This is a genomic window from Streptomyces caniferus (assembly GCF_009811555.1).
Lineage (GTDB): Bacteria > Actinomycetota > Actinomycetes > Streptomycetales > Streptomycetaceae > Streptomyces > Streptomyces caniferus.
In genome coordinates, this window is sequence record NZ_BLIN01000005.1 from 79791 (window position 1) to 95612 (window position 15822).

General features: G+C 69.8%; 17 protein-coding genes. 8 read left to right on the top strand and 9 right to left on the bottom strand.

The genetic code is table 11. The features are described from left to right. Nucleotides 1-32 precede the first annotated feature (32 nt). A complete protein-coding gene (locus Scani_RS17025; RefSeq protein WP_159482176.1) occupies nt 33-425 on the top strand; it encodes a DUF6153 family protein in 393 nt (130 codons plus the stop codon). Between the two features lie 84 nt (nt 426-509). After that, nucleotides 510-1139: a DUF305 domain-containing protein gene (locus Scani_RS17030; RefSeq protein WP_159476643.1), complete on the top strand. Its 630-nt coding sequence runs from the start codon at nt 510-512 to the stop codon at nt 1137-1139. A 167-nt stretch (nt 1140-1306) separates the two neighbouring features. On the opposite strand, the gene Scani_RS17035 is transcribed toward Scani_RS17030, so the two are convergent. After that, complete coding sequence (locus Scani_RS17035; RefSeq protein ID WP_218039198.1) at nt 1307-1864, bottom strand: hypothetical protein; 558 nt, start codon at nt 1862-1864, stop codon at nt 1307-1309. Nucleotides 1865-2209: 345 nt separating this feature from the next. On the opposite strand from Scani_RS17035, the gene Scani_RS17040 reads away from it, so the two are divergent. After that, a complete protein-coding gene (locus Scani_RS17040; RefSeq protein ID WP_246295940.1) occupies nt 2210-2767 on the top strand; it encodes an HAD-IA family hydrolase in 558 nt (185 codons plus the stop codon). A 105-nt stretch (nt 2768-2872) separates the two neighbouring features. Here Scani_RS17040 and Scani_RS17045 read toward each other — a convergent pair whose 3' ends face one another. After that, on the bottom strand, nt 2873-3289 hold the full coding sequence (locus Scani_RS17045; protein WP_159476649.1) for a tautomerase family protein: 417 nt from the start codon (nt 3287-3289) through the stop codon (nt 2873-2875). A gap of 117 nt (nt 3290-3406) precedes the next feature. On the opposite strand from Scani_RS17045, the gene Scani_RS17050 reads away from it, so the two are divergent. Next, on the top strand, nt 3407-4339 hold the full coding sequence (locus Scani_RS17050) for a LysR family transcriptional regulator (RefSeq protein ID WP_159476652.1): 933 nt from the start codon (nt 3407-3409) through the stop codon (nt 4337-4339). Between the two features lie 115 nt (nt 4340-4454). Here Scani_RS17050 and Scani_RS17055 read toward each other — a convergent pair whose 3' ends face one another. Then, nucleotides 4455-4931, bottom strand: coding sequence for a hypothetical protein (locus tag Scani_RS17055; protein WP_159476655.1), 477 nt, complete (start codon nt 4929-4931; stop codon nt 4455-4457). 48 nt (nt 4932-4979) lie between these two features. Then, nucleotides 4980-5273, bottom strand: a complete 294-nt coding sequence (locus tag Scani_RS17060) for a hypothetical protein (RefSeq protein WP_159476658.1) — start codon at nt 5271-5273, stop codon at nt 4980-4982. Between the two features lie 422 nt (nt 5274-5695). Here Scani_RS17060 and Scani_RS17065 point away from each other — a divergent pair, with 422 nt between their 5' ends. The 4 genes from Scani_RS17065 to Scani_RS17080 all read left to right on the top strand — a co-directional run bounded on the left by Scani_RS17065 (nt 5696) and on the right by Scani_RS17080 (nt 9735). After that, the gene (locus Scani_RS17065) at nt 5696-7687 is read left to right on the top strand and encodes an ABC transporter ATP-binding protein (protein WP_159476661.1); all 1992 of its coding nucleotides are present in this window, start codon (nt 5696-5698) and stop codon (nt 7685-7687) included. A 77-nt stretch (nt 7688-7764) separates the two neighbouring features. Then, on the top strand, nt 7765-8229 hold the full coding sequence (locus Scani_RS17070) for an NUDIX hydrolase (RefSeq protein WP_159476664.1): 465 nt from the start codon (nt 7765-7767) through the stop codon (nt 8227-8229). A gap of 40 nt (nt 8230-8269) precedes the next feature. After that, nucleotides 8270-9343, top strand: coding sequence for a bifunctional class I SAM-dependent methyltransferase/NUDIX hydrolase (locus Scani_RS17075; protein WP_159476667.1), 1074 nt, complete (start codon nt 8270-8272; stop codon nt 9341-9343). A gap of 161 nt (nt 9344-9504) precedes the next feature. After that, nucleotides 9505-9735: a chaplin gene (locus tag Scani_RS17080; protein ID WP_159476670.1), complete on the top strand. Its 231-nt coding sequence runs from the start codon at nt 9505-9507 to the stop codon at nt 9733-9735. A 188-nt stretch (nt 9736-9923) separates the two neighbouring features. Here Scani_RS17080 and Scani_RS17085 read toward each other — a convergent pair whose 3' ends face one another. From Scani_RS17085 to Scani_RS17100, 5 genes are all read right to left on the bottom strand, one after another. Continuing rightward, nucleotides 9924-10223, bottom strand: coding sequence for a DUF6342 family protein (locus tag Scani_RS17085; RefSeq protein WP_159476673.1), 300 nt, complete (start codon nt 10221-10223; stop codon nt 9924-9926). A 313-nt stretch (nt 10224-10536) separates the two neighbouring features. Further along, nucleotides 10537-11775, bottom strand: coding sequence for an FUSC family protein (locus Scani_RS17090; protein ID WP_159476676.1), 1239 nt, complete (start codon nt 11773-11775; stop codon nt 10537-10539). Between the two features lie 542 nt (nt 11776-12317). Next, nucleotides 12318-12473, bottom strand: coding sequence for a hypothetical protein (locus Scani_RS39975; RefSeq protein ID WP_167538112.1), 156 nt, complete (start codon nt 12471-12473; stop codon nt 12318-12320). A 98-nt stretch (nt 12474-12571) separates the two neighbouring features. Continuing rightward, entirely contained in the window at nt 12572-14311 is a 1740-nt protein-coding gene (locus Scani_RS17095; RefSeq protein ID WP_159476679.1) for a molybdopterin-dependent oxidoreductase, read from the bottom strand. Between the two features lie 626 nt (nt 14312-14937). Then, the gene (locus tag Scani_RS17100; protein ID WP_159476682.1) at nt 14938-15591 is read right to left on the bottom strand and encodes a fasciclin domain-containing protein; all 654 of its coding nucleotides are present in this window, start codon (nt 15589-15591) and stop codon (nt 14938-14940) included. Nucleotides 15592-15822 lie beyond the last annotated feature (231 nt).

A 15822-nucleotide genomic window follows, 5' to 3' on the forward strand; every position in this document is an offset into this window, starting at 1 on the left:
CTCCTCGTACCGTTGCCTACCATGGGGGCGTGATGCCCCGCCGCCCGTACGTACCGACGCCGCCCGCCCGGCGCTGTCGTGCGCTCTTCGTACTCGCGCTGCTGGCGGGCCTGCTGGGCATGCACGCCCTCAGCCCCGTCATCACCTCGGCTCCCGTCCCGCACGAACACCGGATGACGGTGGCGGCCACTGCTCACGCGCACTGTCACTGCGGCGGCGACTGCGGCAAGGGCGGACACGTCCATCACGCCGACACCACCTGCGCGTCCGGCGCCCTCGAAGGGGCTCCGACGCCCCCTGCCCTGGCCCCTTCTCCCCTCCGCCCCGCTGAGCCCGGGGCCGTGGCGGGCGCCGGCGGGCCGAAGCGCCGGGACGGCGGGCGCGCTCCTCCCTCTCTGGCCGAACTCCAACTCCTGCGGATCTAGGAACACCCTGACGGCGCTCGTGCCCCTCCGGGGCGGCGTCGCCATCCGGCATGTTCCGATTCCGCACTTTTCAGGAGTTCACCCATGAAGCCCACCTGTCCCCTCCGCCGCCGGATCACCCTCGTTGCCTCAACTGCCGCCTGCGCCCTGGTGCTGGTTGCCTGCGGCAGCAATGACAGTGGCGACCAGTCCGGGCACGGCTCCCCCTCGAAGCGCGCCTCCTCGCCGAGCGCCCGGGTTCCGTCCGGTACGCACAATGCTGCCGACGTGGCCTTCGCGAAGGGCATGATCCCGCACCACCGGCAGGCCGTGGAGATGGCCGACCTGGCCGCGACCCGAGCCGCGTCCCAGCAGGTCAAGGAGCTCGCCGACAAGATCAAGAAGGCCCAGGACCCGGAGATCAGGACCATGTCCGGGTGGCTGACCGCCTGGGGCGAGCAGGTGCCCGAGGAGATGCCCGGCATGGACCACTCCGCCCACTCGGAGATGCCCGGCATGAAGGGCATGAAGGAGATGGACGCGCTCAGGAAGAAGTCCGGCAAGGACTTCGACACGTCCTTCCTGCAGATGATGGTCGGACACCACCAGGGCGCGGTGAAGATGGCGGGCACCGAACAGGACAAGGGCGCCTACGGCCGGGCGAAGACGCTGGCCGCCGGCATCATCAAGGCCCAGAACGCCGAGATCACCCAGATGAACAAGCTGCTCGGCTAGGGCTGACCGCCGACAGCGGGCGGCATCTGCCCTGCCCCTTGTCCGCCGGCAGCCGGCACACTGCCGGCTGCCGGCGGACCGGGGTTCAGCGGCGGCAGACCTGCGTACACCCGCCGCGGGAACCACAGCGGCGACGGTTTCCTGTCCCCGGGGACTAGCGGCGGTCATCACGCATGGTAAAGCGTGTACCGCTTGTAGCTGTCTCCATCAGCGGTGGCGGCTGCATGAGAGGCGACGTCGGTCCATTCGGCGACGACCATCGCTCGCTCACCGTCTGATGTCAGATGGACATGCGCCGCGAGCAAGCCCGACGCCGGCACGACGGCGGCTTTCACATCGTCCACCGCCATCGTGCTCACCACGAAGACGCCGGCTGGTCGCTCCGCATCGTGAACCACGCTACGAGTGAGGCGCGTTCGAGCGAGTCCAGGACGCTCGATGCCGGGCACGAGCGTGTCGATGTGGCTGACGGCCCTGGCGCGGTGGGCACGGGCCCATGCCAGGTGATCCTCATCGCTGGTCCACTGCGCATAGAAGAGGAGACCGGCGCCATCGGTGGACAGGAAGACGTGCTGTGCCAGGCGTCCTGAGGGCGTCTCGGCAGCCGCCCACTGGTCCATCACAGCGTCAGCGGCCGTGCGTGAACGCTCGGCAGTACCAGTGAGCCATTCGCTCATCAAAGCCGTTCCAGCGGCAGGGCGAACGAGGTCCAGAAAACGTGTCATGGACGTCGACTCTCAAGCATCAAGTGCACTTGAGGTCAAGACGCACGCGCCGAAACGCCACCCGTCGGACACCCCCTACTGCCGAGGGCGCTCGCTCCCCGTACGCGCACCGTACGGAGAAGCAAGTTGCGGCATGATCGGAATCGCACCAAGTCGCCTACAAAGAGGACAAGTTGAGTGAACGGGGAAGCCGATGGAAATTGATGCCGCCGTGTTCGATGTTTTCGGGACGATGACCGACTGGCGGTCCGGTGTGGCCGACGCGCTGGCCGGGATCGGCGGCCGGGCCGGGCTGCGGGCCGACTGGCAGCGGTCGCCGACGCCTGGCGGCGCCGCTACCGCCCGGTGCTGGAACGGGTCCTGGCCGGAGAGCTGCCCTGCCGGCCGCTGGACGCTCTGCACCGGCTCATGCTCGACGACGTCCTGGCCGAGCACGGGCTCGACGATCTCGGCGCGGCCGAACGGGATGCGCTCGTGCAGGCCTGGCACCGTCTGCGCCCCTGGCCCGATGCCGCCCCCGGTCTGGAGCTGCTCCACGACAGCCGGGTGGTGACCGCGACGCTGTCGAACGGTGGAGTCGGCCTGCTCGCCCGCCTCACCAAACAGGCGGGGCTCCGCTTCGACTGCATCCTGTCGGCCGAGCTGGCCAAGTCCTACAAGCCCGACCCCGCGGTCTACCTCATGGCCGCCGAGCTGCTCGAGGTGGAGCCGCAGCGGCTCCTCATGGTGGCCTGCCACCCTGACGACCTCGAAGCGGCGGCCGAGGCCGGGCTCCGGACCGCCTATGTCCCCCGTCCGCTGGAGTGGGGGCCGGACGCCGAGCGGGTCGATCCGCCCGACGAGGTCGACCTCGTCGCCGACGACGTGATCGGCCTGGCCCGCGCGCTGGGGGCGACGGACTGACCGAGGCCTCGGGGCGCGGGCCGGGTCGCGGAGCGCGGGGCGGAGCGGAGCGGTGCGGACGAGCACTGCGCGTCGCGGCCCGGCTCGGGCCGGCCCCCGGGAGGTTCAGCCGGCAGCGGGCACAGCCGGTACGTCCCCGGCCCGGCGGTAGTAGTCGAACTGGGTCACTCCGTTGTAGCCGTAGCTCTCGGGGTGGAGTTCGTGCAGCGCGACGCCGGACCGGGGAAGCGGGCCGAGGGTGTCCGACAGCAGTTCACCGGCCCGGGCGATGAACGCGGCCTTCTCCGCGGCGCTGTTCGTGCCCATGGTGATGCTGACCTCCACATGCGCGTCGCGGTGGCCGGCCAACGGCCTGCCGCCGATGAAGTAGCTGCCGGCCGGGACCAGATCGATGTGGACGATGGTGCGCGCGCTGGACTTGCGCAGGGCCGAGACCGCCAGCCGGGTCAGACCTTCGGCGAGGGCGCTCTGGACGTCGGCTGGGAGGTCGGGGTCGGGGACGGTGACCCGGATGTACGGCATGGCTCTCCTCGGCTCGTGCATGAGTACGTCCGCCGGAGTCGGCGGCACGGATCAAGCGTCGCCAACCTGGCACCATAGATCCAACGCATACATGTCATAGACCCATGAGGCCCCTGCATGACCGTGAACCTCCCCCAGTTGAGGGCGTTCCTCGCCGTCGTCGATGCGGGCGGCTTCAGCGCGGCCGCCGCCGAACTGGGCATGAGCCAGTCAGCGGTGTCACACGCCGTCGCCTCCCTGGAACGCGAGCTGGCCGCCCCGCTGCTGGTCCGCGCCACCCCGGCACGGACGACGGCACTCGGCGAACGGGTCCTGCCGCACGCCCGCCTCGCGTTGTCGGCGGCCCGGTCCGTGGAGCAGATCGCGGCCGACGCCAACGAGACGATGACCGGCACCGTGCGGCTGGCCGCCACACCAACCGTCTGCCAGGGACTGGTCCCCGGCCTGCTCCGGCACTGGGGCGAGGACCAGCCGCGGATCACGGTGCGGGTCTTCGAGGGTGACAGCGCCGAAGTCTCGGGCTGGCTGGCGGACGGCACGACCGATGCCGCCGTCCTGATCGACCCGCCGCCCGGTCCCGGCATCCAACTCGCCGTCGACTCCTACCGGGCCCTGCTGCCCCGGGACCACCCCTTGGCGCACGAGCCGCTCGTCGACCTCCGCGACCTGGAGGACGACCCGTTCCTGATCTCGCCCAACGGCTGCGAGGCCCGCATCCGTACGATCCACGGCCTGGCCGGACTGTGCTTCACCCCCACCCACCGGGTGCGGGACCTGGCGACCCTGATCAGCATGGTGCAGGCCGGTATCGGCGTGACCGTCCTGTCGGAGGTGTCCCGCTCCCTGATCCCGCCTGACCTGGTCCTGCTGCCGCTGGCGCCCCGGACCTCGCGCCGCCTCGTACTGACCGGACCGCAGGACCGCCCCTGGCACCCGGCGGTCCGCACCTTGGCGGAGTCAGCCGTCGGCCACCTGGCCCGAACAGCGTCGCCTCCGTCTCCCCTGCCGGAGGAAGGAGTGGCACAACCGTCGCCCCAGCACACGCTGTGAACCGCGACGGCCGCCACCGTCCCGGCCGCGTCCGTGCCAGGACGGCCTCCCGGGTTTCGTCCGGAAGGGAGAGCCGAACCAGGTCAGGGCACGGACTCCACCGCTGACGACACCTCTAGGCCCGGCCCCGGCCAGGCGGTTCGACTTCGAGGTACCGGCGCCGCCGCGGCCCGCGGTACTCCAGCGCTTCCCACCCCAGCCGACGCACCACCGCTGCGCAGCGTCGCAGCGCCTCCTGTTCGGCGTAGGCGGCGCCGCTCCCAGCCGGCCCCAGCCACTCGACCCGCGCCACTCCCGGTGTTTCGGCCGCACCCACGCAGTACCCCGTCGCCACCCGCTGCCCCTCCTCGTCGACTGCCGACGGGGCGATCCCGGCCGCCTCCAGGGCCAGAGCCACGGCGCGTACCACGTGGTTGCGCTCCCATTCCGCCGGCACCGCGTAAGGATCGGCCGCTCCCGCGTTCATCAGCCGCCGGATCTGCAGCAATCCGTTGAACGCGGCCTGGACCGCCGTGGCCCTCGTCGGCCCGGCCTCCACCGGCGCGCGACCGTTGCCGTCGTGCGCCTTGAAGCCCGCACCGTCGTCCGTCACCCGGTCCCCTTTCCGCTGCACGCCATGGTGTCAGCCGGCAGCGGCACCTCAGGCGCGACGGAGCCGGGCAGCGACGGCATGCCCCAGGAGTACGTAGACGACGGCGGGCAGCCCGTAGTTCAGCACGGTCCGCACCCAGTCCGTATCCATGGTGAACAGATCGTGCGACCACCCGGCCAGCCAGGCGGCAGCGGCCTGGACCCAACTGACCAGGTCGTTGGCGCGGTTTGCGTCGAGGAGGACGAACAGGATCCACAGACCGAGGATCACCGCGGTGAGGTCCGCGATGACGACGATGACTTTTGCTGCTTCGCTTCTGCCGTTATGCGCGTGTCTGGACATGACAAACACGTTGCCGCTTTCTCCCCGCCGAAACCCGGCCTCGAGGCCGGCATGGGCCGCGGGCCCGGCCCGCACGTAAAGCATCGCAATCCCTCGGAAGGGTGGCGTTCTACGTTCGAGACCCCGCGGAGCCGTGCCGCCGAGTCCGCACCTGCCTTCCGCGCGGCATTAGAACCTGCGTTCACCATCTGCCCCTCGGTCACCCGTTACGGGGAGCGTGAAAGGCCGTTCTTTAGAGCACCTGTACCCATCAGCCACTCTTCCGGAGAAGCGATGCATAGCGCCCTCACCCTCGCGAATTCCCCTCGCAGACTCGAACAACGCCGGCCCGGATCCCTTTCGGCGGAATGCCTCGGGCCCGTGCTTGACACCGCTGCACGCCGTATCCGCCACGCGTCCCTACCGGATGCGAGGCAGTGGGCATGAGTACGCCGGAAGGGAACGCATCCCCGTCGACGACCGGGCACACCGGACTGCCCGGGCCCCGCCGTGAGGAGACACTGACGCTCCCGCCGACGACCGTGCCCACGGGCCCGGGAGACGGTGACATCACCGACGGGCTGGAAGAGGCGTACTGGTCCGTGTATGACGGCGCCGCGGCCAAGTCGACGGTCGGCGAGGTCCTGGTGCGGCTGCCGCGGATCGTGCGGCAGATCGGCCGGCTGGCGTGGCAGGCCGACCGGCCGGCCACGGCGGCGGTCGTGGTGCTGCAGTTGGCCTCGGCGGCGATGTCCGCCTTCGGGCTGGTGGCGTCGGTCGCCGTCCTCCATGAGCTGTTCGGTCAGGGCCCGACACCGGACAAGGTCCGCAACGCCGTACCGCAGATCCTGCTCGTGGTGGGGTTCCTGTCGGCCCGGGCACTTCTCGAAGCGGGCGTCGCCATCGCGCAGGCGAGGGTGACGCCGAAGATCCGCACGGCGCTGGAGTGCGACTTCCTTCGGCTGACCGCTCATGTGCGTCTCGAGGTCGTCGACAATGCCGACTGGCACGACGACGCCTATCGCGCCTCCGACCGCGGTCTGTTCTATGCGCGGCAGATCGTCGGCCAGGTGGTGTCGCTGGCCTCCGCCCTTCTCGGGCTGATCGGCACTGCCGGCGTGCTCGCCTCCCTGCACCCCGCCCTTCTCCCGTTGCTCCTGCTGTCGGTCCTGCCGGTGGGCGCGGCGGCGGTACGCACCGCGCGGGCCCGGTTCCACAGCTTCAAGCGGTGGAACGCCCTCCAGCGGCGGGTGCGGGTCTTCTCCTGGCTGTTGCTGGAGCGGGACGCCGCCGCCGAACTGCGCTCCGACACCGCCCAGAACGCCATCTTGGACGAGCACCGTCGGCTGACCGACCGGATCGCCGAAGAGGACACACACCTCGGGGTGAGCTCCGCGGTGTTGACTCTGGGGGGCCGGGCCCTGGGCGGCGTCGGCACCGGCGTCACCTACGTCGCGCTGGGTGCCATGCTGATCGCCGGATGGCTCCCTCTCGCCGCAGGAGCGGGCGCGGTCCTCGCGATCCAGACCGGACAGACCGCGTTGACCCGCTTCGTGGACGTGGCCCATCTGGTCTACGAGCACGCCATGTGGGTCGATGACCTCCTGCAGTTCCAGGAACGCTGCCGAGGTCTGCAGCCCCGCCGGTGCGGGGTGCCCGCGCCCACCGCCGTCACCACTCTCACGCTCGACAACGTCGGCTTCACCTATCCGGGCAAGGAGACACCGGCGCTGCGCGGCGTCTCCATGACCTTGCGGGGCGGGCAGACCGTCGCGTTCGTCGGCGTCAACGGCTCCGGGAAAAGCACCTGTTCACGCCTGATCGCCGGGCTGTACGAGGCGGGCGAGGGCACAGTGCGCTGGGACGGGGTGGACGTACGGGACATGGACGCCGAGTCGCTGCAGTCGCGCGTCGCCACCGTCCTGCAGGATCCGGTGCACTTCCCGTTCAGCGCGTTGGCGAATCTGACCATCTCGCGGGGCACGCTCACCGAGGCGGATCCGCAGCGGGCCTGGGAGGCCGCGGTGGCTTCCGGCGCGGACCGGGTGATCGCGGGCCTGCCGGACACCTGGGAGGCCGTGCTGTCCAAACGGTTCCGGGGCGGCCAGGAATTATCGGCCGGGCAGTGGGCGAAGATCGCCGTCGCTCGCGGCCTGTACAAGAACGCCCCGGTACTGCTGCTGGACGAACCGACCGCGAGCATGGATCCCAAGGCCGAACACGACGTCTACCAGGCGGTCTTGCGCGGCAAGCGCAGGGAGGACCAGATCACGGTGCTGATCTCGCACCGGCTCGCCTCGGTGGTCGAGTGCGACCAGATCTACGTCTTCGACGGCGGCCGGATCACCGAAGCCGGTTCCCACCGCTCGCTCATGGAACTGGGCGGCGCCTACGCCGAGATGTTCACCCTCCAGGCAGCGGCCTACCGCTCCTGATCCCGCCCCGCTCCCCTCCGGCCTCCGCCCGGCACAAGCCCAGCTCACCACCCACCTCCCACGAAAGCGGTGACCCGATGGACCAGACCCAGCTCGCCGAGCCGACCAGCACGGCCGCGATGCTCCTCAACGACAACGGCGAGTACCTGCTGCATCTGCGCGACAACATTCCCGGCATCTGCCACCCCGGCACCTGGAGCATGGTGGGAGGCCACCGCGAAGGCGACGAAACCCTCGAGGAGACCATCGCCCGCGAGTTGCGCGAGGAAGCCGGCCTGACCGTCCCGGACCTGGAGCGCTACATGGTCGTCACCAGCACCGGGCCGGACGGCGAGACCACCCACCGCGTTCAGGTGTTCCTCGGCCGCTGGAACGGCGATGCCGATGCTCTACCGGTCACCGAAGGCATCATGGTCCGCTTCTTCCCGCACGACCTGACCGAGCGACTGGTGACCTGCCCCGCGACGGCCGAAGTGCTCCGGGCCCATCGCAGCGGCTCGAACAGGCCGGCCCCGGCGCCCGCCCAGAACGACAGCCTGTAAGCCGGGCACGCCAGGTGACACGCGCTGAAGGGTCTACGCCATGGCATATGTGACGCAGGACGAATGGGACACCCACTATCGAGAGGGCCGTTCCTTCCGGCCGCTCGACGACGTGGAACGCACGCTGTTTCGTGATCTTTCCGCCGCGCGGCCCGGCGGTGGCCACGCCCTGGACGTGGGGTGCGGCACCGGCGAACTCGCCCGCCACCTCGCGGCCCTCGGCTGCACCGTCGATGCCGTCGACTACGCGGCCTCGGCCCTCGCCACCGCCGCGCGGACGCCGCCCGCGGCCGGCGCCGCGAGGTTTGTGCGGTGCGACATCGAGCGGGACTCCCTCGCCGGTCTGCGCAGCTCGTACGACCTGATCGTGTTCCGGCTGAGCTACGCCTTCCTCCGCGACCGCACGCGGGTCATGAACCGACTGCGCGAACGCCTGACCCCCAGGGGCACGATCGTGGTCATCACACCGGTCGTGGACGCCGTGCCGGCCGAGCGGCGCGAGATTGCGCTCGACGAGGACGAGATCGGTCTGCTGGCTGCCGGATGGCGCACGGTCGAACGACATGCTGCCGAAGGGCTGGCGCTCATCGTGCTGCGCGACCCGGTCCGCGACCCGGTCCCGGCAGCGGTGTCCTTCCGCGGCAAGGGGCGCCCGTCCCCGCATGCCCTGACCGGCGCGGGCGTCGTGGTGACGGACGACGCGGGCCGTGTGCTGCTCGGCAGGTCCGTGCGAGGGGTGTGGGAGTTGCCCGGTGGCAAGAACGACGGCGACGAATCGTTCGTCGAGGCTGCCGTGCGCGAGCTCGAGGAGGAGACCGGGCTGAGGGCCGAGACCGCCGATGCGTGCCTGCTGGCGCTCTTGATGGACAGCGTCCACGGCATGCCGCGGGTGACCGCCGCGGTACGCGTCGTCGCCTTCCGCGGCGAGCCGGCCGTCAGAGAGCCGAAGCTCATCCACCGCTGGGAATGGCACGACGTCTGCGACCTTCCCACTCTGGCATCCGGACTGTTCACGCCCAGCGCTCACGTGCTGGATGTCGTGTGGCCGGGACTACTGTCCGGCCTGCCGCCCGTCCACCACCACGCTCTCGTACAGCGGAGTACGCATAGTTGAAGCACTCGTACGGTCCGGACGGAGCAAGTTCGAAAAGGCGGATCGATTCGGCATTCCCCTTCGAGTGATGGGCACATGCGGCCAGGTGCGCATGGGCAGCTCTCCCGCGACTCGTCCAGCCGCCGAGTCACCCAACTACTCTGCCGAAAAAGGGAATAGCCATGCGCCGTACTGCTGCAGTCGTTCTCGGAACCGCCGCTCTTCTCGGAGTTCTCGCCGGCCCCGCCGACGCCGACGGTGGGGCCAGGGGCGTCGCCGCCGGGTCACCGGGCATCGTCTCGGGCAATGTGATCCAAGTTCCGGTCCACGTACCCATCAATCTGTGCGGCGCCTCCGTCGACATCATCGCGCTCCTCAACGCGGCGTCGGGCAACACCTGTTTGAGCACCTGACGAGGTGCATCAGCGGTGGTGCCGTCGGCTCTGAAGCGAAAGTGCTGGTCGCAGCCCTCAACGAATGGCTGTGACCAGCACTTTCACAGCAGGTTCTCAGGTCCCGTGCCGTGATCTGGACGCTACGGCATTCCTTCCGGACCACCTCGGTGTTTGTCGGCCAGGAGGGATGGGACCGGGGCTCGCTTCTAGTACGACAGGTCCTTCTGGTCCGTGATCAGGCGGCCGGCGATGTGCAGGTTGCCGTCGGAGTCGAGCACCGCGATGATCTTCTTCGTTGAGCCGTGGTGGGTCGTGAAGTAGATCTTGTCCGCCTCCTGGGAGGTGGAATGGTTCGAGTTCACCGACAGTTCGATGCTCACCGGTGAGCTGATCAGCACGTCCCTCTTGGGCGAGGTGGGGTAGACCTGGTTCTGCCGCAGCTTGATGCGGCCGTGGGTGTCGCCCTCATTCCAGTCCGTCGCCAGCCCGAGATCGATTTCTGCCATGAGGCTTCCTCTCCAGTTCCGGCGGGCCGTCCCCTTCCTGCAGGGCTTCAGCCGCGTCGTTCCATACGTGAAGCCCGACAGGACGTGCCCGCTCTCCAGTGAAAGAACCGCGTGGGACGGGTGATGTGCGGCATCACCTGAGCCGAGCCAGAACCTATACAACTCGGGCACTCGACGGCACCCAACTCCGTAAATATGACTGACTTTCACGAAGTTGGCGTGATAGTTCCGACCTGGCCCACCGACCGCCCGCCGGTCGCCCCGGCCCGCAGGCAGGATTGCCAACCAACAAGACCCACTTTCGTAGCCGGCACTAGTGCGCAGCATCCGTAGCACGGCGCCCCGGCCGCCCCAGGCGCAACCGGCCCCGCAGCTTGTCCACCAACGGGTACTTCTCGCGCTGCTCGCGCGCCTGGCGGTTCAGCTCCTCCACGAGTCGCTCGGACCGTTTCGTCACGTCCAGCTCGTCCAGGATGCGGTCGATCTCGGCCAGCAGCGCACCGTGCAGCTGCCATTGACGCGGATGTTCCTGCACGCCGTCGAGGAGCAGGTGCGCGACGATCTCGCGGCTCTCGCGGCTGGCGGCGAGCTCCTGGCCGAGCCGTTCCTCGGCCTCCTCCGCGTTGGCGCTGACCTGCGTCGTGATGAGGACCGCGAAGCTCTCCACCGCGCGGGCCATATGCCCGAACAGCTCCCGCAGGGCGGGGCCGAGAGCCGGCGGGAAGAGCGGTTCGTCGGTCCGCGCCTTGGCGAGGTCGGTCAGGGTGCGGCACACCGTGCGGAGCACCACCGCACAGATCTCCAAGGTGTCCAGCCCGGTGCGCAGGACGACTCGGGAGAGCAGGCCCTCCTTGACGCGGGGATTGAGCCGGAGGCTGTCTTCCGCCTGCCGGAGCGCCGCGTCCACCTGCACGATGTCGTGGTCCAGCTGCCGGGCCTCGTGCAGCCGCGCCGCCGCCTCCGCCACCGGCGTGTGGCCCGTCACCTCGTCCCCGAGACTCAGCAGCAGCCGTCTCATCCGGGAAGCCAGGCCCTCGATGGACTCGCTGGCGGGCTGTACCCACAGGGGTGGCACGAACAGCATGTTGAAGAGCAGTCCGACCACCGCCCCGATCAGCGTCTCCAGCACCCGGTCCCAGGCCGTCGCGGCCACGCGCGTCGTGGTCACCCCGAGCACCAGCATCGCGCTGATCGCCACCTCGGGCACGAACTCGCCCGCCCGGACGAAACGCCCGATCACCAGCGACGCGAGGATGATCAGCCCCAGGCTCCACCAGGTCAGACCCACCAGGGAGCTGAAGCCGATGGCGATGACCACCCCCACCACGACGGCGTTCACCCTGCGCACACTGGTGGTGAGGGTGGTGTACAGGGTGACCTGGACGACGAGCAGGGCCGTCAGCGGTGCGGTCAGCGGCGCCGGTTCGCTGCTCAGCAGCAGGGCGACGACGTAGGAGATCACGGCGGCCACGGTCGAGCGGAGCGTCTGGGCCACGACGGGCTCGCTGTGCCATCGGACGAGATCCAGCAGGGGATCGGTAACTTCGCGCACTCTGTGTCCCGTCCCCCGTTGCGCTCCGGAGCCAACACACATCGCTGCGAATGACCCGCACACCTCACTCTGTGCCCGTCTCATACGGCCGACCGGGCGCTCCGTGCGGCCAATCGGGAGGCCTGTCGATCGCGCCGGGTGGGCGAGGGGGGCCGGTGCGCGGGTACCTGACATGCTGACGCCGGCCCGAGGTCGGCGGCGGAGGGACGGCCCGCCGGGCTGCGGACCGTCGGGAGCAAGGGGGCAGCTCCTCGCGGGCGCACCGAAGCGCCGGCCGGCCTGGTCTTGCCCTCCCGGCCCGCTCTCGAATCGACCCCGGGCCCGGGTCCCTAGCGTCGCCTTCCGAACGGTCCCACTGCACAGTGCGGCGCCGCAGCCATATCGGTCAACGATGCATCGGTCCAGCGGATCGCCCACCGCGCACTTCCGAGAGCCCGACGAAACCCACATCCCCTACAGGGCAGTGGAGTTGGCGGAAGGTGGTCGGCCGCCTCCCCCTCCGCCCCCACGTCAGAGCAGGACCGAACGCCCCTCCCCCTCCGTCACCCCTCGTCGTCCTCCGCCAGGCGCTCGCCCTCCGCCTGGGACGGCTGGGTGCGCGTCGTCGCGGGGTGTCGCTGCTCGGCCGGGTCCCGGTCCTCTTCCAGCCTCTCGCCCTCGGCCTGCGACGGAGTGGGGTACTCGTCGTTCTGCCTCATCGCCGCCTCCGCGGTCGGTACGAGTGCATACAAAGCGAGCGTAACGCTTCGACCGGTGTGTGGCCTGCGGGATCGGCACCTGCGGAGGTCGCCTCCGTTCAGACGCATCCGGTCTGACTCTTCTGGCCTGACGCATCCGGCCTGACGCATCCGTTCAGGCTCCCGGAAGAAGCCTCCCGAGTGGCTCCGGTCGATCGCCACGTCCCCTCGGATGAGACATGGCCTCCGTGGCTCGGCCCTGAGACGCTGCATGCGCGGAGTCGGACAACGGTGACCACGACCGAATGCCACCCGGAGGCGCCGTCGGGGATCGGCCGGGCGCGCTTGTCGGTCTGGGTGTAGCCGGTGCGGTCGGTGGCCCGGACTTCGAGGGTGTGGGTGCCGGACGTGGCCGGCCATTCCCACGACCACTGCCGCCAGGTGTCGACCGACCCCTCGGTGGCCAGTTCGGTCCGCTGCCAAGCGCCGCCGTCGACGCGGACCTCGACGCGTTCGATGCCCTTGTGCTGGGCCCACGCCACCCCGGCCACGGCAACGGCTCCGGCCTTGACGTTCGCGAAGGGCTTGGGCGTATCGATACGGGACTCCGTCTTTACCGGTGCCTTGGCGGCCCAGTCACGCTTCACCCAGTACGGGTCGTACGCGTCGAACGTGGTCAGTTCGATGTCCTGGATCCACTTGCAGGCCGAGACGTAGCCGAAGAGGCCGGGGACGACCATCCGTACCGGAAAGCCGTGCTCGAAGGGCAGCGGTTCACCGTTCATACCGACCGCGAGCAGCGCGTCCCGCCCGTCCATGACCGTCTCGACCGGCGTGCCGAGGGTCATACCGTCCACGGACCGGGCCACGAGCTGATCGGCCGGGCCGCCCTTCGACGGCGGTCGCACGCCGGCCTCTCCCAGCAGGTCGGCCAGCCGGACGCCGAGCCAGCGGGCGGTCCCGACATAGGACCCGCCGACCTCGTTGGACACACACGTCACGGTGATGTCCCGCTCCACCAGCGGTCTGCGGAGCAGCGTGGGGAAATCGACGGTCAGCGGTCTGCTGACGCCCTTGCCGCGGATCCGCAGCGTCCAGGTGCCGACGTCCACACGAGGCACGGTCAGTGCGGTGTCCACGCGGTAGAAGTCGCGATTGGGTGTGGTGAACGGGGTCAGGCCCGGCAACTTGAGATCAACGCCGCGTGGCAGGGCGGGCGCGGCGGAGGCGGGTGCGGGGAGCTTGACCGTGGCCCGGGACGCCGCTGCCTTCTGGGCGCCGGCGGCGTTCAGCCGGCGTCCCAGAACGCCCGCACCGGTGGAGACCGCCGCCACTCCGGCCACACCGAAGACAAAGCCCCTGCGGTCCATGCCGGTGACCGGCCCCGGTGACTGTGGTGACGCCTGCGGAGCGGTCACCCGGCCCGCGAGCAGGTAGAGCACCGCCGCCGCAACGAGCGCCCCGACCACGGAGGGCACAGCGTCCAGCAGGCTGGTGGAGTCGGGCCGTCCGGTCGCGGCCAGTGCACCCACGAGGCCGAAGAGGAGCACACCGGTGGAGGCCGCCCTGCGGAAGCGGAGTGCCAGGGCACCGAGGGTCGCGGCGGAGAGGGCGAGCACGGTGAGGATGCCCAGTTGCAGGATCAGTTTGTCGTGGGTCCCGAAGTTCCGGATCGCCCAGTCCTTGACCGCCGACGGCGTACGGTCGACGGCCGCCCCGCCCACCGCCGTGACAGGACTGGCCTCGGGCCGTACCACCACCGCGGCCGATTCCGCGATGGCAAGCGCCGCATATCCGGCGACCAGGCCGCTCAGCGCACCCGAGGACGCAAGGAGAAGGTTCTTCCGTCGCGAGCTCATGACCGGAATTCGGAGCACCTGTGGGAGCGGATTGGCCGAGCGCCGAAGGAATTTGCATGGAGAGTTCTGCAGGGAGTGCTGTACGGACTTTCTCAGGAGTTTGTATGGGCGCACTGCGGACGGTCGGCGCAGCTGACTGCCCGCAGTGCCCGCTCCAATTCCACTGCCCCGTTGGCCCACGTGGCGGGCCTCGACGCATCCCGACGCCGTGAGGTGGTCCCCCTGCTGGGGCGCCGCACTCGCGCCATGCACGACATTCTGACGTTCGTGCCGGAGTACGGATTCCACTGGGGCTCCGTGCCCGACCGGAAATCCCACCGAATGCGAGCGCATGACCGCTCACCATGCTGTCCGAGCGCTGGCCGAGCTGTGCGACGGGCTCATCAGACCCATGAGCTTCGGCATGACCCGGTATTGGGTGGACGAGTAGGGAGATGGCCGTCGACCAGTGGTCCGACTCGCCGCACGACGACGCGCAAACCCTCGGCCGCCGCGTTCCACATGCGGCAGCCGGGGGCTGATCCCCCGGGGCCGGGAGCCTCAAAGCCCCCGGCCCCATGAGCCTTTGCACCCTGTCGGCCTCTGTGCCCTGTGGGTCTCCGTACCCGTCATCAGCCTCGGGCGGCCTACTTCTTCGGGAGCAGGACGGAGTCGATGATGTGGACGGTGGCGTTGGCGGTCTGCACGTTGCCGCAGACGACCTTCGCGGAGTCGTCGACCATGTACGACTCACCGGAGCCGGACGTGGTCAGCTTGTTCTTCGCCAGGGTGTCGAAGGAGCCGTCGGCCAGCTTGTCCGGCGAGATCTTCTCACCGACGACGTGACCGGTCAGAATCTTGGTCAGCATCGCCTTGTCGGCCAGGACCTTGTCGAGCTGGGACTTGGGAATCTTGCCGAAGGCATCGTTGGTCGGCGCGAACACCGTGATGTTCTTGGCGCCGTTGAGCGTGTCGACCAGGCCCGCCTTCTTCACCGCGGTCACCAGGGTGGAGAGGGCCGGGTTGTTCGAGGCCGCAGTGGCGACCGGGGCCTTGGCCATGCCGTCGAAGCTGCCCTTGCCGTCCTTGGGCACCGACGAACAGGCCGGGCCGAACGGCTTGGCCATGGCGTCCATGCCGCTGCCGGCGGCGCTGTCCTTCGACGGCTTGGAGACAGTCGAGGCCTTGTCGGACGCCTTGTCCTTGCTGTCCATGTCGCTGGAGCAGGCGGCCAGTGCGCTCGGCAGCACCGCCGCGGCGGTGACGGCGAGGGCGGCACGACGGAAACGCAGGGTGCTCACAGTGTTCTCCAGAGGATTTCGATGGTGCGGGACAACGGGTGGGCGGCCTGTGCCACCGGAGGCTTTCGCCCCCGGCGTCACAGGGCCGAGAGGCGTCACTGCTGCCCTGGTACGGGCTCACGCCCGGGGCCGGGACAGGCGACCGGTCGGGACCGGGCGCAACGGACGCCGGCTCCGCAACGGATACGACCACGCCGTCGGCCCTGAGGCCACTCCATGCGCCTCCTGCCG

Bases quoted from the DNA above. Each gene is read 5' to 3' on its own strand.
- Scani_RS17025 (WP_159482176.1), top strand. From the start codon at position 33: ATGCCCCGCCGCCCGTACGTACCGACGCCGCCCGCCCGGCGCTGTCGT.
- Scani_RS17030 (WP_159476643.1), top strand. From the start codon at position 510: ATGAAGCCCACCTGTCCCCTCCGCCGCCGGATCACCCTCGTTGCCTCA.
- Scani_RS17035 (WP_218039198.1), bottom strand. From the start codon at position 1,864: ATGACACGTTTTCTGGACCTCGTTCGCCCTGCCGCTGGAACGGCTTTG.
- Scani_RS17045 (WP_159476649.1), bottom strand. From the start codon at position 3,289: ATGCCGTACATCCGGGTCACCGTCCCCGACCCCGACCTCCCAGCCGAC.
- Scani_RS17050 (WP_159476652.1), top strand. From the start codon at position 3,407: ATGACCGTGAACCTCCCCCAGTTGAGGGCGTTCCTCGCCGTCGTCGAT.
- Scani_RS17060 (WP_159476658.1), bottom strand. From the start codon at position 5,273: ATGTCCAGACACGCGCATAACGGCAGAAGCGAAGCAGCAAAAGTCATC.
- Scani_RS17065 (WP_159476661.1), top strand. From the start codon at position 5,696: ATGAGTACGCCGGAAGGGAACGCATCCCCGTCGACGACCGGGCACACC.
- Scani_RS17070 (WP_159476664.1), top strand. From the start codon at position 7,765: ATGGACCAGACCCAGCTCGCCGAGCCGACCAGCACGGCCGCGATGCTC.
- Scani_RS17075 (WP_159476667.1), top strand. From the start codon at position 8,270: ATGGCATATGTGACGCAGGACGAATGGGACACCCACTATCGAGAGGGC.
- Scani_RS17080 (WP_159476670.1), top strand. From the start codon at position 9,505: ATGCGCCGTACTGCTGCAGTCGTTCTCGGAACCGCCGCTCTTCTCGGA.
- Scani_RS17085 (WP_159476673.1), bottom strand. From the start codon at position 10,223: ATGGCAGAAATCGATCTCGGGCTGGCGACGGACTGGAATGAGGGCGAC.
- Scani_RS39975 (WP_167538112.1), bottom strand. From the start codon at position 12,473: ATGAGGCAGAACGACGAGTACCCCACTCCGTCGCAGGCCGAGGGCGAG.
- Scani_RS17095 (WP_159476679.1), bottom strand. From the start codon at position 14,311: ATGAGCTCGCGACGGAAGAACCTTCTCCTTGCGTCCTCGGGTGCGCTG.